Origin of the sequence: Streptomyces sp. Y20 (genome assembly GCF_043195475.1) — a bacterium.
Taxonomy (GTDB): Bacteria; Actinomycetota; Actinomycetes; order Streptomycetales; family Streptomycetaceae; genus Streptomyces.
Genome location: NZ_JBIDDP010000003.1, coordinates 422,068 through 438,477, shown reverse-complemented (window position 1 = coordinate 438,477; position 16,410 = coordinate 422,068). Strand labels below are relative to the sequence as shown.

Annotated in this window: 14 protein-coding genes, 2 tRNA genes and 1 pseudogene; 10 read left to right on the top strand and 7 right to left on the bottom strand. The window is 73.2% G+C overall.

What is annotated here, in order from left to right; translation table 11 throughout:
• Positions 1–6: 6 nt before the first annotated feature.
• The 3 genes and pseudogenes from ACGFT1_RS10305 to ACGFT1_RS10295 all read left to right on the top strand — a co-directional run.
• A complete protein-coding gene (locus ACGFT1_RS10305; RefSeq protein WP_373908579.1) occupies positions 7–747 on the top strand; it encodes a DUF3566 domain-containing protein in 741 nt (246 codons plus the stop codon).
• A 111-nt stretch (positions 748–858) separates the two neighbouring features.
• Positions 859–932: transfer RNA gene (locus ACGFT1_RS10300), tRNA-Ile, on the top strand.
• 257 nt (positions 933–1,189) lie between these two features.
• Positions 1,190–1,252 (top strand): annotated as a pseudogene (locus ACGFT1_RS10295) (SCO3870 family protein); the annotation flags it as partial.
• Positions 1,253–1,479: 227 nt separating this feature from the next.
• Here ACGFT1_RS10295 and ACGFT1_RS10290 read toward each other — a convergent pair.
• Complete coding sequence (locus ACGFT1_RS10290) at positions 1,480–5,739, bottom strand: hypothetical protein (protein ID WP_373908578.1); 4,260 nt, start codon at positions 5,737–5,739, stop codon at positions 1,480–1,482.
• A gap of 517 nt (positions 5,740–6,256) precedes the next feature.
• Here ACGFT1_RS10290 and ACGFT1_RS10285 point away from each other — a divergent pair.
• Complete coding sequence (locus ACGFT1_RS10285) at positions 6,257–6,472, top strand: ferredoxin (protein ID WP_373908577.1); 216 nt, start codon at positions 6,257–6,259, stop codon at positions 6,470–6,472.
• Here the strand turns inward: ACGFT1_RS10285 and ACGFT1_RS10280 are convergent.
• Positions 6,462–7,268, bottom strand: a complete 807-nt coding sequence (locus tag ACGFT1_RS10280) for a glycosyltransferase family 2 protein (protein ID WP_373908576.1) — start codon at positions 7,266–7,268, stop codon at positions 6,462–6,464. The two genes, ACGFT1_RS10285 and ACGFT1_RS10280, sit on opposite strands and share 11 nt — an antisense overlap.
• Before the next feature lie 254 nt (positions 7,269–7,522).
• Positions 7,523–7,864 (bottom strand): DUF6344 domain-containing protein, encoded by a 342-nt coding sequence (locus tag ACGFT1_RS10275; protein WP_373908575.1) that lies wholly within the window; start codon positions 7,862–7,864, stop codon positions 7,523–7,525.
• A gap of 256 nt (positions 7,865–8,120) precedes the next feature.
• On the opposite strand from ACGFT1_RS10275, the gene ACGFT1_RS10270 reads away from it, so the two are divergent.
• The gene (locus ACGFT1_RS10270; protein ID WP_003999697.1) at positions 8,121–8,249 is read left to right on the top strand and encodes a DLW-39 family protein; all 129 of its coding nucleotides are present in this window, start codon (positions 8,121–8,123) and stop codon (positions 8,247–8,249) included.
• Between the two features lie 333 nt (positions 8,250–8,582).
• A complete protein-coding gene (locus tag ACGFT1_RS10265) occupies positions 8,583–9,980 on the top strand; it encodes a hypothetical protein (RefSeq protein WP_373908574.1) in 1,398 nt (465 codons plus the stop codon).
• Here ACGFT1_RS10265 and ACGFT1_RS10260 read toward each other — a convergent pair.
• Together ACGFT1_RS10260 and ACGFT1_RS10255 are read right to left on the bottom strand one after the other, a co-directional pair.
• The gene (locus tag ACGFT1_RS10260; RefSeq protein ID WP_373908573.1) at positions 9,944–11,254 is read right to left on the bottom strand and encodes a serine/threonine-protein kinase; all 1,311 of its coding nucleotides are present in this window, start codon (positions 11,252–11,254) and stop codon (positions 9,944–9,946) included. The genes ACGFT1_RS10265 and ACGFT1_RS10260 overlap by 37 nt on opposite strands.
• A gap of 191 nt (positions 11,255–11,445) precedes the next feature.
• Positions 11,446–11,994: a helix-turn-helix domain-containing protein gene (locus ACGFT1_RS10255; protein WP_373908572.1), complete on the bottom strand. Its 549-nt coding sequence runs from the start codon at positions 11,992–11,994 to the stop codon at positions 11,446–11,448.
• Positions 11,995–12,176: 182 nt separating this feature from the next.
• Between ACGFT1_RS10255 and ACGFT1_RS10250 the strand changes: the two genes are divergently transcribed.
• Positions 12,177–12,249, top strand: a tRNA-Ala gene (locus ACGFT1_RS10250).
• Between the two features lie 160 nt (positions 12,250–12,409).
• Here the strand turns inward: ACGFT1_RS10250 and ACGFT1_RS10245 are convergent.
• Positions 12,410–13,111, bottom strand: a complete 702-nt coding sequence (locus ACGFT1_RS10245) for a DUF5324 family protein (protein ID WP_373908571.1) — start codon at positions 13,109–13,111, stop codon at positions 12,410–12,412.
• Between the two features lie 205 nt (positions 13,112–13,316).
• On the opposite strand from ACGFT1_RS10245, the gene ACGFT1_RS10240 reads away from it, so the two are divergent.
• The gene (locus ACGFT1_RS10240) at positions 13,317–13,847 is read left to right on the top strand and encodes a peptidylprolyl isomerase (RefSeq protein ID WP_373908570.1); all 531 of its coding nucleotides are present in this window, start codon (positions 13,317–13,319) and stop codon (positions 13,845–13,847) included.
• A gap of 160 nt (positions 13,848–14,007) precedes the next feature.
• On the top strand, positions 14,008–14,892 hold the full coding sequence (locus ACGFT1_RS10235) for a rhomboid family intramembrane serine protease (protein WP_373908569.1): 885 nt from the start codon (positions 14,008–14,010) through the stop codon (positions 14,890–14,892).
• A 280-nt stretch (positions 14,893–15,172) separates the two neighbouring features.
• On the opposite strand, the gene crgA is transcribed toward ACGFT1_RS10235, so the two are convergent.
• Positions 15,173–15,427 carry a cell division protein CrgA gene (gene crgA / locus ACGFT1_RS10230; protein ID WP_356819045.1) on the bottom strand — a complete coding sequence of 85 codons (255 nt, stop codon included), beginning with the start codon at positions 15,425–15,427 and terminating at the stop codon, positions 15,173–15,175.
• A 151-nt stretch (positions 15,428–15,578) separates the two neighbouring features.
• On the opposite strand from crgA, the gene ACGFT1_RS10225 reads away from it, so the two are divergent.
• Positions 15,579–16,367, top strand: coding sequence for a DUF881 domain-containing protein (locus ACGFT1_RS10225; RefSeq protein WP_373908568.1), 789 nt, complete (start codon positions 15,579–15,581; stop codon positions 16,365–16,367).
• The last annotated feature ends 43 nt before the right edge of the window (positions 16,368–16,410 follow it).

Sequence of the window (16,410 nt, the reverse complement as noted above, 5' to 3'; positions counted from 1 at the left end):
GTCATCGTGAGCGGAGCCACGGGCGCCGGGTCGGCCGGTACCTCCACGGGTACGGAAACGGACGGCGGCGGCCGTGGCTCCGCCGCGCGTGCGGGGGCTGAGAACGACCCGCACACGACGAACCTGAAGCCGGTGAAGGCTTCCGCGCCGGAGGCGTCCGGCGCGCACACATCGGAGCAGGAGCCCCAGGGGGGAACCGTGACGGACACCCGAGGCCCGGCCCGGGCCGGTGAGGCACAGCCGGCGTCGCCGCTTCCCGGCGAGCGGCATCCGGAGCAGACCGGCGGGCCCTACCACCCGCCGCAGGCGTATCCGGCGCAGACCCCCGCCGGTGCGACGCGCAAGCCGCGCACCGGCGTGCGGACGACGGCACCGCGCACCCGCAAGGCACGGCTGCGCGTGGCCAAGGCCGATCCGTGGTCGGTGATGAAGGTCAGCTTCCTGCTCTCCATCGCGCTCGGCATCTGCACGGTGGTCGCCTCGGCGGTGCTGTGGATGGTCATGGACGCGATGGGCGTGTTCTCGACGGTCGGTGGCACGATCTCGGAGGCGACCGGCTCCAACGAGGCGAACGGCTTCGACCTCCAGGCGTTCCTGTCCCTCCCCCACGTCCTGATGTTCACGATGGTCATCGCGGTCATCGACGTGGTCCTGGCCACCGCGCTCGCGACGCTCGGCGCGTTCATCTACAACCTGTCCGCGGGCTTCGTGGGCGGCATCGAGCTGACCCTGGCGGAGGACGAGTAACCGCCCGAGGCCGTCCGGCCCCACGGCCCCCGGCAACCGATTTTGGGACTGGCGCGGTCGTGCGCTAATCTTCAGGAGTCAGCGCGCGGGACATACACCGCAGAGCGCGGCGGGGCTATAGCTCAGTTGGTTAGAGCGCATCCCTGATAAGGATGAGGCCACAGGTTCAAATCCTGTTAGCCCCACATGCGAAAAGACCCCCAGTCGATATCGGCTGGGGGTCTTTGACTTTCCCGGACCGTGATGCGGCGGACGCCGGCGCACTTCGCCAGGCGGTCGACGGTCCGGGAGGAACCCACAGGGCCGATCATGCCGCCGTGCTCCGCGCGGGTCCGTAGGGGCGTGCGTGGGGAGCTGGGGTGCGTGGTGGGCTGGGCAGGTTCGGCCACACCTTCTGATAGCGCGCCGCATGTGGTCTCGATCGTGACCAGTCGTCTCTTGGTACGTCACGGCGGTTTTGACCGCGGTGACATGGGTCCGCGACGGTCGGCCGCACGTGAACTGAAGCGCATGTGAAAACCCCCGACCGGTCATGGTCGGGGGTTATCGGTTCGTGGGCCCGGTGATGGCCGGTCGGGTGGTCCGGCCGGGGGCGCGGGGGCGCGGGGGCCGGGACGCGAACGCCCGACCGCTGGCGACGGGGGATGCACCAGCGATCGGGCTATGGCCAAGGGTAACAAGGTTGTCGGTTCCGTGGGGGCAAGTCCGGGGGAATCCCGGCACGTTGGCCGATCATCGACCACACGGGGGGTCGTAGGAGAGGCGCGAGAGGTACTCGTGCCATTTGTGTTCGGTCAGGACGTTCCGGGTGACCGCGCAGATGTGCCGGATCGCGGCGTCGGCGTCCAGGCTCCACAGGCGGACCGTGTCGGCGCCGCTGGAGACGCCGAGGACCCGGGTCGCGGGGCTGAAGGACAGGAAGTTGCCCGTCTTGGCGTTGGGGCTCATCGACTGGCCGATCGGGGTCGCCGAGGCGGGGTCGGAGACGTTCCACAGCCGGACCGTGTTGTCGTTGCCGCCGCTGGCCAGGATGTGGCCGTCCGGGCCGAAGGTCAGCGATGTGACCGCCTCGGTGTGGCCGGTGAGGCGGGCGCCACGGGCGCTGGCCGCGGCCGGGTCGGTGACGTTCCACAGGCGCACGGTGTCGTCGTCGCTGCCGCTGGCCAGGGTGTGGCCGTCCGGGCTGTAGGCGAGGGCGTTGACGGGCCCGGAGTGCTCGGTGAGCGGGGTGCCCAGCGGTACGGGCCGGCCGGCGTCGGTGACGTTCCACAGCCGGATCGTGCTGTCGGCGCTGCCGCTGGCCAGGGTGTGGCCGTCGGGCGCGAAGACCAGGGTGTTGATGAAGCCCCGGTGACCGGTGAGCGGCTTGCCGAGGGGTACCGCGCGCGCGGGGTCGGTGACGTTCCACAGCCGGATGGTGCGGTCGTCGTAGGCGGTGGCCAGGGTGTGGCCGTCCGGGCTGTAGGCGAGCGCGTCGGGGCCCATGAAGCGGGTCCGCAGGCGCAGCGGCGGGCCGGCCGCGGCCGGATGGGCGGGGTCGGTGACGTTCCACAGGTACACCGCCTCGTCACCGGTGAGGACGGCGAGGGTGCGGCCGTCGGGGGAGAAGACGGGGGACCGCTGACCGCCGTCCGCCCGCATGAACGGCTCGCCGAGCGGGACGGGCCGGCCGGGCCGCGCCACGTTCCACAGCCGCAGCCGACCGTCCCGGGCGGCCGTGGCCAGGACCCGGCCGTCCGGCCGGAACGCACCGCTCCGGCCGATCATGTCGGAGGTGGGCACGGACCACAGGCGCACCTTTCCGTCCCCGCTGCCGGTGGCCAGGGTCCGTCCGTCGGGGCTGAACCCCAGGGCGTACATCTCACCGCTGCTGCCCGCGAGCGGCTCGCCGACCTGGGACGGTGACGCCGGATCGCTGACGTTCCACAGGCTCGCCGTGCTGTCGGCGCTCGCGGCGGCCAGCCGGCCGCCGTCGGGGCTGAACGCGACGGACCAGATCGGCCCGGTGTGACCGGTCAGCGGCGGCCCGGCCGCCGCCGCGTGGCCCGGGTCGGTGACGTTCCACAACCGGACCGTGTCGTCCGCGCTGCCGCTGGCCAGGGTGTGGCCGTCGGGGCTGAAGGCCACCGTGTGCACCAGGCCTGTGTGTCCCCGCAGTACCCCGGCCGGTTCGGGCCGGCGCGCGGTGGTCAGGTCCCACAGCCGGACCGTGTCGTCGTCGCCGCCCGTCGCGAGCGTCCGCCCGTCCCGGCTGAACGTCACACAGCGCACCGCGGCGCTGTGGCCGCGCAGCGTGGCCAGCGGGGTGGGCCGGTGCGGGTCGGCCAGGTTCCACAGCCGTACGGTGCGGTCCTCGCCGGCCGAGGCCAGCGTGTGCCCGTCCGGGCCGAAGGCGACCAGGTAGATGGTGCCCTCGTGCCCGGCGATCGGCTTGCCGAGCGGCACCGGGTGGGCGGGGTCGGTCACGTTCCACAGCCGGATCGTGCCGTCGTCGCCCGCGCTGGCCAGGGTGTGCCCGTCCGGGCTGAAGACGGCGCTGCTCACCCAGCTGGTGTGCCCGGTGAGGGGCTTGCCGAGCGGGACCGGGCGGTGCGGGTCGGCCACGTTCCACAGCCGGACCGTGCGGTCGTAGCTGGCGGTGGCCAGGGTGTGGCCGTCGGGGCTGAAGGAGGTGAGGTAGACGGCGCCGGTATGGCCGGTCAGGGGGGTGGCAAGGGGCGCGTTCACGATCGAGAGCAGGCGGCTGTACGTGCCCTCGTCACCGGGGCGCAACTGGTGGGCGACCAGGTCGAGCTGGGCGGCCAGGGACGGGTCCGTGTGCTGGACCCGGTCGGCCTCGGCGAGCACCTGCTCGAACACGGCGTCGTCGCGCTGCTTCCAGGCGATCACCGCGGAACCGGCCGCGAGCAGGGCCAGCACCACCAGCGCCGCCACCGCGGCCCGGCTCAGCCACACCGTGCGCCGGTGCAGCCGCACCGACGCGGCCAGGAATTCCACCGCGCTGCGGGTCAGACTGGTGTCCCCCGTCGCCCGGGCCCAGTTGCGGGTCTTCTCCAGCCGGGTCCCCCGGTACAGCAGCGAGCTGTCCCGGCCCGTGCTCTCCCAGGCCCGGCCGTCCTCCTCCAGCCGCTGGCGCACCAGGTGGTCGCCGCGGCCCTCGTCGATCCAGTGCCGCAGCCGGGGCCAGGCGTGCAGCAGCGCCTCGTGGGTGATCTCCACGGTTTCCGCGTCCAGCGTCACGAGCCGGGCCTGGACCAGGGCCTCCAGGGACTCCTCCGTCTTGCCGGGGTCCGCGGACTCCTCCGCCAGCTGCCGCCGGGTGCCGCGCCGGCGGGTGGCCTGGGTGTCCTCGCCGAGGCGGACCAGGCGCAGCAGGAGCAGCCGGGCGGCGGTACGGGCCGCGGGGTCCAGGCCGGACCAGGCGCGCTCGGCGGTCCCGGCCACCGCGCCCTGGATGCCGCCCGCCGCGCGGTAACCGGCCAGCGTCAGCCGTCCGGCCTTGCGGCGCTGCCAGGTGGCCAGCAGGGCGTGCGACAGCAGGGGCAGTACGCCCGCGTCGTGTGCCCCGCGCGGGCCGTCCGCGCTCACCTCGCGCACGATCAGCTCGGCGAGCCCCGGCTCCAGCTCCAGACCGACGGCCCGGGCCGGACCGGTGACCGCGTCGCGCAGCTCGGCGCTGGTCAGGGGGCTGAGCACCATGTGGCGGTGCTGGAGCGCCTCGGCGAGTTCCGGGTAGCCGAGGCACTGCTCGTAGAAGTCGGCGCGGATGCCCAGGACGACGCGAACGGGCGCCGGCTCGTCGGAGCCGGTGCCCGGGGTGCAGGCCGCGTGCAGGAGCTGGATGAAGGTGCGCCGCTCCGCCTCGTCGGGGCAGAGGGTGAACGCCTCCTCGAACTGGTCCACGATGACGACCGGCCGGATGTCCCCGGGTGTCTCGCGGCGCGCCCAGGCCGTGACCGCCGCGCGGACGGCCCGGGTGAGGTGCGGGGCGTCGGAACCGGGCGCCCCCGGGTCCTCCGTCGCCTCCTGCTCGGCCCGCCGCGCGTCGGCGGCGACGGGGGCGAGGTCGGGGATCCGGCGGACCAGCTCCCCCAGCGGGTCGGTGCCCGGGACGATCTGGAGGACGGCACCGGCCGGTTCGGCGTCCGCGGCGGGCGGCCCGGTGCCGGACGCGGTGGCGGCGGCGAGGGCGGTGGGCGGCTTCGTGACGGCGGTGGCGGTTGTGGCGGCGGCCGAAGGGGGCTTTTCGGAAGCGGTGGCGGAAGCCGTCCGGGAAGCGGTGGCCGGAGTGGTCCGGGGAGCGGCCGGGGACACGGTCCCCGCAGCGGTGGCGGTTGCGTCGGCCACCGGGGTCCCGCCGTCACGCGTCCCGCCCGTCCCGAGGGCCCCGGCGCGGACCGCGGGCACCAGGCCGGCGTTCAGCAGGGACGATTTGCCGGCTCCCGAGGCGCCGACCAGCATCACCAGCCCGCCCTCCCGTTCGGCGGCGCGCAACTGGTCCACGAGCGCGCGTGTACTGCGCTCCCGGCCGAAGAACCACCGGGCGTCCTCCTGCCGGTAGGGGGCCAGTCCCCGGTACGGGCACACGACTCCGGCCACGGGCGGGTCCTGGGCCGGCGGCCGCCGGTTCTTCTCGGTCTCGGGCGCGGGACCGTCACCGACCGGGCCGGCGAGCGCGCGTTCCCACAGCCGCTGCCAGTGCGCGAGGTCGTACAGGCCCGTGGAGACGGGTGTGGGGCGCAGTCGCCGCGCCTCCGGGATCAGGATCTGGAGGACCGCCGCCAGGGCGGCGAACTGGGCCGGTACGTTCCTGGCCCGGCGCCAGTCACTGATCCGCTGCGCCGACACCCGTACGGGACGGCCGCGTTCGTCGATCCGCCTGAGCCGTACGACGGCCTCGGCGACGCTCTTGAGGGGAGGGTTGCCGGCCTCCCGGTACAGCAGCGCGAGGCGTTCGGCGAAGGCTGTGCGTGCCCCTGAGTCGGAACTCAAGGTCCCACCCCTTACTTCCCCCCACCCCAGGACGTCCGGACCGGAAAACTCACCTTATACGGCTGACCTGGGCGGAAGGGCTGGAGTGGAGACCGGAGCCTCCTCGGAGGCGGTATCAGATGGCAGGATCCGAACCCGGTATCCGATCCGTCACACACCGTCCGGACAGGCCAACGGCCCCGCACCCGGAGAAGGCAGCCCATGGCGCCGAACGTTATCGGTCAACTTCCGCCACAGACTGGGAACGGCGACGACACCGGCGGGTGAAAGAACCCGCCGGCGCCTCTGAACCGGCTCCCTTCTTCGGCCCGCGCCGGTACGCCGTCGTGGCGCGGGCCGACAGCCCCGCACCGTTCGGCACCGGTCCCCACGAGGGGAGGGACCGGTGCCGGGCGGGCAGGGCGCGGAGCTGCCGAAGCGAGGTGCCGATGCGTGCGGGGACGGTTCGGCGGGTGCTCTGCCGGGCAGGGACGGGTCCGGGGGGACACCGAGCTCGCCGCTGACGGCTGGAGGACGTATGAAGGTCTCCGTCGACCGCTCGCTGTGCTACGGCTCGGCCGAGTGCGCGCACCGGGCACCGGCCGTGTTCGCGTTCGAGGACGGTTACGGCGTCGTGCGGCCCGGTGGTGCCCAGGCCGCCGCGGACCCGCAGAGCCTGGCAGCGGTCCGCGAGGCGGCCGAGAGGTGCCCCTCGCAGGCGATCGTCTGCACGGAGCAGGACGTCACGTCGTAGCCGGGGCGGAGGATGACGGTCCCGGCGCGGCGGGCGGATAGCTCCAGCCAAGGTCCGCCAGGGCGCGGGCCCTGGCCTCCGCGACCGCCGTGCGGGCCGCGCGCTCGACCGGATCCCCGTGCGGCGCCTGACCCGTGACCTGCCCCTCCCACTTGCGGTACAGCAGGCCGGTCTCCGCCGAGAACCAGCCGCGGCTCACCGCGCTCAGCGCCAGCAGCAGGCCGGTGTCCTCGGAGGCCGGCAGCGCCATCCAGCCGCCCAGTGCGGTCAGCAGCTCCCGCCGGACGCAGAGTGTCGCGGGATGGACCGGTGCGCGGAAGTCGTTGCGCCGCCAGAGGTCGAGGACGGCACCGCGTTCGAGCGGCCCGTCGTCCGGGTCGCCGGGGAAGCCGGCCGTGGAGCCGTCGGGCAGCAGGTCCAGGACACGGGACGTGGTCCACCCGATGGCGGGGTCGGCTTCCAGCACGGCCAGGTCGCGGGCGAGCGCGCCCGGTGCGAGGCGGTCGTCGGCGTCCAGGACCTTGACGTACGGGCCCTCGGCGCGCGCCAGCGCGATCGTGCGCGCGACTCCGGGGCCGCCGGGCCGTCCCTGGCGGAAGGTCACGCGTGCGTCGCCGTCCGGGACGTGCGGGCGGACCTCGGCCGTGAAGCCGTCCTCCTGGACGACCCACCGCCACTCCCAGCCGTCGGGGAGCCGCTGGTCGCACAGGGAGGCGTAGGCGTCCGGCAGGAAACGGGCGGACGGGCCGTGGACAGCGGTGACAACGGTGACGCGCCGGTTCACGGCGGCACTCACCTCCTTCCGGGGCCGCGGATGGGGTCGGGGCCGCGTGTGGGGCTCGGGTTCGGGTTCGGGGTCGCTGTCGGGGTCGGGGTCGGGGCCGGGGCCGGGGCCGTACAAGCATGGCGTACGGGCCGGGCACGCCGGCGATGCGGGGGCCGGAACAGCGCGAGACCCCCGGCCGATCCGGCCGGGGGTCTTCCGTGTCGACTGGTGCGTACGCAAGTCGCCGTGGTGTCGAGACGTTGCGGTACTGCGGCAGGAACGGATCAGCAGTTCAGGAACTGGGCCGCGTCATCGGTGTCCGTCGTCTCGGTGTGTGCCCCGGTGCGGGGGCGGTGCCGGCAGCGCGGGGCCTTCCCGTGGGCCTCGGCCCGGATGCGTTGCTTCATCGTGGGGGGCAGGGCCCTGCCGTGGGACCAGGCCCAGCGGCTCGTGGCCGGGATCATCGGTGCCGACTGCTGCGCGGTGCCGGTGCGGGGACTCTCGGTCCGGGGTCCGGCCGCGGCGGCGGTCGCGGAGCCGGCGGTGACGAGTCCGAGCGCCGTGCACAGCGCGAGGAAGGCGGTGACGATGGCGGTCCACAGCTTCATGACCTTGTTCTGGGTCATGGCCCCTCACTTTCGGGTTGGGCGATTTGCGTACTTTCCTCATGATGTGTATGAGGTTCGCGAAGTGGTGGACCAACGGCCGTGGCGCGTCGATGTTCCGATGAACACCACCCGGACGGGTGCACGGGGACGGAGAACCTCGGTGCTGCCCAAGGCGGGGAGTTGAGGCCCCGACGCAGGTCACCGATCGATATCGGTCGGTGTGTATAGTCGGGCGCCAGAGGTCCCTTACGTCAAGGAAAGACGAGGTCGCGCGGTGAAGAAGCTGCTCCTGGTCGCACTGGCCGCCATCGGCGGGCTCCTCGTGTACCGGCAGATCCAGGCGGATCGCGCCGAGCAGGACCTGTGGACGGAGGCGACTGACTCCGTGCCCACGGGTTCGTGAGTCCCCCACACCCCAGCTGAACCGACCCCGGCCGCCTTCGCGGTCGGGGTTTCGCGTTCTCGGGGTCCGGGTTCCGCGTCGCCGCGGGCGCTGTCCCGTGTTGCGGGGTGCCGGCGGGTGGGGTACGGCGGTCCGGCGGGGCCCGGGGGCGGTGGCGGGCTTTTCGGACGGCCGTACGCGTGCCCCGGACGGCGCAGGGCCGGCCGGGGCAGGATGGGACGCGGACGGCGGACGGCGGACGCGGACCATGACCGGGGGTGGCGGCACGTGCGAGGACGTACGGCGTGGTGGCGGCACGTGTTGAGGCCTGGGGCGTGGTGGTGGCACGCGCGCGTGCGGATCGCGTGGCGGCGGGGCGCGGATGTGCGTACGGCGGCACTGCGGCGGGGCGCCCGCCGGTGCGTGCCGGCAGCCGCCTGTGCCGGTCCCGCCTCGTCCGCCGTCCGTGCCGCCGTCTGCGCCGCCGTCTGCGCGGCCCTCGTGCTGCCGGCCGCGCCGCCGGCGGCAGCCGCCGGGCCGCACCCGGGGCCGTACGCCTTCGCTCCCGGCGCCCGGGCGGTCACGGGCGCGCGGAACGCCGCCGGGGCCGCACTGCTGGACCCCGGCCGCACCTACCGCGGCACCCTCCCGCGCAACGGCCGGCTCTACTACCGGCTCAAGCTGGCCGCCGCGGACACCGCGTACGTCCCCGTCACCGCCGTCCCGCCGGCGGACGCCACCGTCTCCGCCACCGACGGCATCCGCGTCTCGCTCAGGGACGCGCAGGGCACGGCCTGCTCCTACGCCTCCGCCCGTTTCGGCGCCGGACTCAGCCCGCGCCCGGTGACGGCTTCGGGGCAGCGCGAGACCGGGAAGTCGCTGTGCCAGGGCGCGGGCACCTTCCAGCTCCTCGTCGAACGCCTCGACGCCCGGGGCTCCGGCGCGGCGGCCCCGGCCGGCGCGTGGGATCTGGAGATCGCGCCCGCCACGGAACCGGCCCTGGCCCACCCCGGCGCCACCACCGCCCCCCGGGCCCGGGACTCCGACACCCCCGGGCCTCTCACCGCCGCGCCCCGCGACCGTTCCGGCGGCACCGGCTTCGCCGCGGCGCGTCCGCTGGGCGAGGGCGTCTGGCGGACCCGCCTGGAGCCCGGACAGACGCGGTTCTACAAGGTGCCGCTCGACTGGGGCCGCCAGCTGTACGCCTCCGCCGGCCTGGGTGACTCCCCGGGGCACGGATACGTCGGCGGCGCCCTGAACCTCTCCCTCTACAACCCCGTCCGCGGCTACGTCGACGACGCCTCCGTCGGTTACACCGGCACCGCCGGGCCCGCCGCCCTCCAGCCGCTGCCACCGGTGGAGTACGCCAACCGGTACGCCGTTCCCACCGCGGTGACCTCCGTCCGCTTCGCCGGTGACTACTACCTGGTGCTGCACCTCAGCGCGCGGATGACCGGCACGTTCGGGCCGGGGCCGTTCGAGGTGACCCTGCGGGTCCGGGTGGGCGGGCGGGCGCACCCGGGACCGGGGTACGCGGGGCGGCCCGTCCCGGACGGCGTCCTCACGGTCACCGGTCAGGACCGGACGGCCGCGCTGACCGGGGCCACCGGGGACGGCGGTGACCTCACGATGACGCTGGCCGCCGTCGGCGGGATCGGCGGGGGAACCGTGCTGCTGCTGTTCCTCGGCGGCTGGACGGTGACGGCCCGGCGGGCTCAGAGACGGGCCAGCGCCCAGAAACCGACCGCGTAGCAGACGAGCGCCAGCAGCAGGACCGGGAGCACGACGCGGGCCGGGGGACCGGGGCGTCGGGCCGCGCGCCGGCCACGGCGGCCCCGGGCGGGCCGCGGCGCGGGCGGGACCGGTGGGGGTGTCCGGGGCGGTGGCTGGGGATCGGGGGCGGTGTAGGCGGCGGTGCCGGAGCCGGTACGCGGATCCGGCGCCGGGGGTTGCCGAGGAGGGGGCAGGCGGAAGCTGCCGGTGTCCGACAGGGAGCCGGTGCCCGTCGGTCCGGTGCCCGTCGGCGTGCTCCCGTGCCGCGCGCCGGAACCGGTGCCGGTCACCGAGGACGCCGGGTGAGCCGCCTCCGGTACGGTCCGCGCACCCGCCCCCGGGACCGTTTCCAGGACCACACCGGAGGCCCGCACGAGGGGGCCGTCGGGTCCGAAGCCCGGAGGCAGCGGGCCGAGTTGGTCGAAGATCTCGATGAGTTCGTCGTCGGGGCCGGGCTCGGGCAGGAGTTCCGCGGCGGCGGCGAGCGCCTTGCGCGCCCCCGTGGCGGTGCGGAAACGGTCCTCGGGGTCCGGCTGGAGGAGCGTGGCGACGACCTGCCAGAGCGGTTCCGGGACGCCCTGGGGGGCACCGGGCGTCCCGTGTTCCAGGAAGTACTGCACGAGCGCCTTGGCGTCGGGCCGCGCGCCCTCCAGGAGGTACAGGGCGACCAGGCCGACGGCGAACAGGTCGGCGGAGAAGCCCGGTTCGGCGCCCAGCATCTGCTCGGGAGCGAGGTAACCGGGCGTGCCCACCACGAGGTTGGTCTCCGTCAGCCGGGGCTCACCCAGCCGCATGGCGATGCCGAAGTCGGACAGCCGCAGCCGCGGCCGGCCGGTACCGGTGGCCTCCAGGAGCACGTTGGCGGGCTTGATGTCCCGGTGGACGACGTCCTCGGCGTGCACGGCGGCGAGGCCGGACAGCAACTGGTCGAGCAGGGTGCACACGAACACGGGCGGGAGGGGCCCGTAGTCGCCCACGAGGTGGACCAGGGAGCCGCCGCCGACCAACTCCATGGTGAACAGCACCTTGTCGTCGTCGGCGGCCCAGCTGGCCGGGGCGAGGACGTGCGGATGGTCGATGCGCAGGGCCTGCTCGCGGACGAAGCGGAGCAGGGAGTGGGCGTCGCGCTGCTGGAGGACCTTGGCTGCCACGTACCGCCGCCGTCGGTGGTCCCAGGCCCGCCATACGGCGCCCACGCCACCGCGCCCGATCGGGTCGGCCAGCTCGTACCGGCCGGCGAAGACCTCACCCATGACAGCCGCCGCTCCTCCCCCTGGCCCTGTGAGGCCCCCGTGCCCCTCGCTCCCCTTCCCTACCCATGTGACGGCGGATACGCGCCTCCGCCTCCGCGCCTCCGCCCCCGCGCCCGCCCCGGCGCCTCCGCCTCCGCGCCTTCTCCCCCGGCGGACCTCTCGACCGGGGGCCCTGCCGGCGGACCGGGGTGTCAGTTCTGGTGGGACTGGTAGTGCGCGACGGCGTCGGAGGTGCGGCCGGCACCGTAGACGCGGAGGAACTCTGCCAGTTCCGGGTGGCTCGGGGCGAGGGTGTCCGCGGCGTCGATGATGTCGCCCGCGGCGGCCACCGAGCGGAGCAGCGACTGGATCTCGCGGACCACCCGCTTGACCGTGGGGGCGCCGGAACTGCCCGTGGTCTGCGTGGTGTTGCTGAGCACGGAGCCTCCCTGCGACTTCCTGATCTCGTCCATGCGCTCGGTCGCCTCGGCGGCGCTGACACTGCCGTCCGCGACCAGGGCCGCCAGTTCCTGGAGCAGCTGTACCCGCTGCACCACCGCGGGGTTGCCGATCTTCGCGCGCTGGCCGCTCATCAGCTGCGAAAGCATCGGGGCGGACAGTCCCAGGACCGCCGCGAGACGGGCCTGGTTCAGCCCGAGATCGTCGATGAGTTTACGGAAGAGCGCCCCCAACGGCTCCCCGTACCAGTTCCGCTGGAGCTCCCGCGCTCTCGTGGTGGCGTCCTGCTGTGCGGCGTCCATTGCGTCTCCCCATCGCTTCCCCTGAAAACCGCGGTTCGCTGTAGCGAACCACGTCGAGCATCCTACGGAGCGTGGTCATCCGCGGGGACCCCCAATCTTTTTGCGGGATACGGGGGGTGACCCGGTACTCTGGTCTGCGGCACCCGCCGGAAGGAGCTTCCTCCGGCCGGTCGCTGCCTCCCGGGGCCTTAGCTCAGTTGGTAGAGCGCCGTCTTTGCATGGCGGATGTCAGGGGTTCGACTCCCCTAGGCTCCACGCGAAATGACCCCTCCGACCTGCGGAAACGCAGGTCGGAGGGGTCTCTTTCCCCCGGCTCGGCGAGTATGCGGGTCCGTCGTCGGCCATGAGGAGACCCCTCCGGTCCGCTCTCGCGGGCCGGAGGGGTCTTCTGTCGTGTGCGGCGGTACCGCGCGGGTCAGGCCCGGTCGTCACCGTCCGTCTGCTCGTCCTGCGTCTGCTTGGCCTCGACCTCCGGGTCCAGTGGCGCGGCGCCCGTGCCGTCGACGGAGCTGAGGCGGCCCGTGTCGGGGACCTCCGTCGCCGCGGACGGTTCGACCAGCCAGTCGGGGTTGGCCTGCCTGTCCCACCACTTCCACGCGGCGAACGCGCCACCCGCCACGGCGCCGACCACCAGAAGCGTCTTCACGGTGCGGCCGGTCCGGGAGCGCCGTGCGTTGCGCCGGGCCAGCTTCTGGATCTGCTGGGCCGAGACCTGGCCGCGCAGCGCGGCCAGGGCGGCGGCGCCGCGGGCGGCGGCCTCGTCGCGGACCGGAGCGGTCGCGGCCACGGCCTGTTCGATCCGGGGAAGCGAGTACTCGGCGGCCTGCCGGGCGGCCTTGCGGGTGAGTGCGGCGGCGTCGTGCGCGGCCTGGTCGACCTTCGGCGGTACGTACGTCAGCGCCTGCTCCACACGTGGGGCGAGCCGGGCGTCGTACTGGACGCGGGCCTGTCCGGCGGCCTGCGACACCACGGGCGCCAGCCGTACGCGTGCCTCCTGCGCGTAATGCGAGGCACGTTCCTTGGCCGTGTCGGCGTAAGGCGCCACCACTTCCGCGGCGTGCAGCACGCTGTCCTTCGCCGAACCGGTCGCGGCGCGCACGCTCTCGATGCGGGTCACGGGTTCCTCCTCCTCGGTGGCGTACGGTATTTCGACTTTCCACCCTTTTACGGATCATGCCTGTCAACGGCGACCGCAGCATGTGCGGACGCGCATACGGGTGCCGACAACCCTCTCCCGGCGGAAGTCGCGGGCGTGCGGCGACGCGCGGGCGGGAGCGTGCAAGGATCGAGTCGTCGCAGCGCACGACGACGGAAGGCACCTCGTGGCTGAGCAGCTGTACGCCACCCTGAAGACCACCCTCGGCGACATCGGGGTGCGGCTCTTCCCGCACCACGCTCCCGTCACGGTGCGGAACTTCGTCGAACTGGCCCGGGGCGAACGCGAGTGGACGCACCCCGGCACCGGCGAGAAGAGCCGGAAGCCGCTCTACGACGGCACGGTCTTCCACTCCGTCATCAGCGGCTTCATGATCCAGGGCGGTGATCCCCTGGGCAACGGCATCGGCGGCCCCGGCTACGGGTTCGAGGACGAGTGCCACCCCGACCTGTCCTTCGGTGTCCCGTACCTCATGGCCATGGCCAACGCGGGTCCGGGCACCAACGGCTCGCAGTTCTTCATCACGGTCACCCCGAGCACCTGGCTGAACGGCAAGCGCACCATCTTCGGCGAGGTCACCGACCCGGCCGCGCGGAAGGTCGTCGACGCCATCGCCGGTGTGCCGACCGGGCGCAACGACCGTCCGCTCCAGGACGTCGTCATCGAGACGGTGGTCATCGAGACGCGCCAGGGCTGATTCCGGCATCCTGGACCACCTCTCTCCCTGGGCCCCCGGCTCCCTGGGAACCCGCTTTCCCGGAAAACCCGCGCGGGGAACCAACCGCGCCCCCCGTCCGTAAGGATGAGCGGGGCAGGATAGTGCCGTCAGGCAGGGACACGACGACCAAGGGGACCCGATGGAGCAGGCCGCAGGCAGCGCGCAGGACGCCGGGAGAGCGCCCGTGTGCTACCGGCACCCGGACCGCGAGACCGGCGTGCGCTGCACCCGGTGCGAACGCCCCATCTGCCCCGAGTGCATGGTCAGCGCCTCGGTCGGCTTCCAGTGCCCCGACTGCGTCCGGGGCGGTTCGGGTACGGGGCAGGCGCCGCGTGCGTCCCGGCCGCGGACGCTCGCCGGCGGCACGGTCACGTCCGACCCCCGGCTGCTCACCAAGATCCTGATCGGGATCAATCTCGCGGTGTTCATCGCCGTCCAGGCCGACCGGTCCCTGCTGGAGCACCTGGTCCTCATCGGCCAGTGGCCCCCCAGGCCGTTCACGCCGACCATGGGGGTCGCCGACGGCGAGTGGTACCGCTTCGTGACGTCGATGTTCGCGCACGAGGAGTACTGGCACATCGGCTTCAACATGCTGAGCCTGTGGTGGGTCGGCGGGCCGCTCGAGGCGGCGCTCGGCCGGACCCGCTATCTGGCGGTGTACTTCGTCTCCGGACTGGCCGGCGGCGCGCTCACCTACCTGATCGCCTCCCCGGCGACCGCGTCGCTGGGCGCCTCCGGTGCGATCTTCGGTCTCTTCGGCGCCACCGCCGTGCTGATGCGCCGGCTGAACTACGACATGCGGCCGGTCATCGCGATGCTGGTGATCAACCTGTTCTTCACGTTCCGGTTCAGCAACATCGCCTGGGAGGCGCACATCGGCGGCCTGGTCGCCGGCGTCGTGACGGGCTTCGCGATGGTGCACGCCCCGCGGGAGAAGCGGTCGCTGGTCCAGTACGGCACCTGTGCCGCCGTCCTCGCCGTGGCGGTGGCGGTGGTGCTGGTCAGGACCGCCCAGCTGACCTGACCGGGCCTGCGAACACCCGGCTACCGAACCGTTGTCCACAGAGGGTGGCGAGGGGGGTGCACACTGTGCGGGCACGGCTGTGCCCCCTGCCGCTCGGATGTGTTTCCGCAGGTAGGGCAGGGGGCGAACAGATGTTCTGTGAACTGTCGACCGGTCACACCGGCGTCAACGCGCGACGGGTTATCCACAGATCGTCGTTCTTTTTCCCCACTGTGGAAAACAGCTGTGGATAACTCAGTGGATAGTCGTGGGCAGAGCTATTCCGCCCGGGGAGCCGCCGCTACTTCCACTGCGTGGAGACGCCGAAGCCGGCGGCGATGAACCCGAAGCCGACCACGATGTTCCAGTTGTCCAGGCTGTCGATCGGCAGCGAGCCGTCGGTCACGTAGAAGACGACGATCCAGGCCAGCCCGATCAGGAACATGGCCAGCATGACCGGTGCGACCCAGGCACTGTTGGTGAGCTTGATGGCCTGCGCCTGCTTCGCCGCGGGCGGCGTGTAGTCGGCCTTCTTGCGGATACGTGACTTCGGCACGAGGGTCTCTCCTGTCGATGCGCTGCGTGGCCGCGCAGGGAACTGGGTCGGGCTCGGGGCAGCGTACAAGGGGCCAACATGCGACTCTGTGTGCTCCCCCGGGCGTCCGTTAGCGTAGTGCTTCCGTGGCGCCGAAGGAGATAAGGGTACGTTGAGCAATTCTGCCGACTTTCCCGGGACGGGATCAACGGGCCCCGGTCCGGCCCGCCGGCCGCGCCCCCGGCCCGTGCGGATCCTCACGGCGGCCGTCTTCGCCCTCGCCGGGCTCATCTTCTTCACCAGCTTCGACACCGCCAGGGGCACCGACATCCGGCAGGACGGCTCCCTGCTGAAGCTGTCCGACCTGATCCAGCAGCGCAGCCGCAAGAACAAGGGGCTGGACGAGTCCAACGCGGCCCTGCGCGCCGGTGTGGAGTCACTGGCCGAGAGCGACGACGGCAGCACCAGGGCCGACGACCGCAAGCTCGGCGCCCTGGAGAACGACGCGGGCACCCGCGGGCTCACCGGCAAGGCCGTCACCGTCACCCTGAACGACGCCCCGCCCAACGCCACCGCCAAGCTCCCCGGCTACCCCGAGCCCCAGCCCGACTACCTGGTCATCCACCAGCAGGACCTCCAAGCCGTGGTGAACGCGCTGTGGCAGGGCGGCGCCCGGGGCATCAAGGTCATGGACCAGAGGCTGATCTCCACCAGCGCGGTGCGCTGCGTCGGCAACACCCTCATCCTCCAGGGCCGCGTCTACTCACCGCCGTACCGGATCACGGCGGTCGGGGACCCGGGGCGGCTGAAGCAGGCGCTCGCGGCGAGCAAGGCGATCCAGACCTACATGGTGTACGTCAACGTCTACGGCCTCGGCTGGAAAGTCGCCGACGACGGCACCGTGACCCTTCCCGGCTACTCCGGCACGGTGGACCTGCACTACGCCAAGCCCGTGCGGTGACCGGCCCGCGCCGGGAACCCGGCGGGCGCCTCCCGGATCCCAC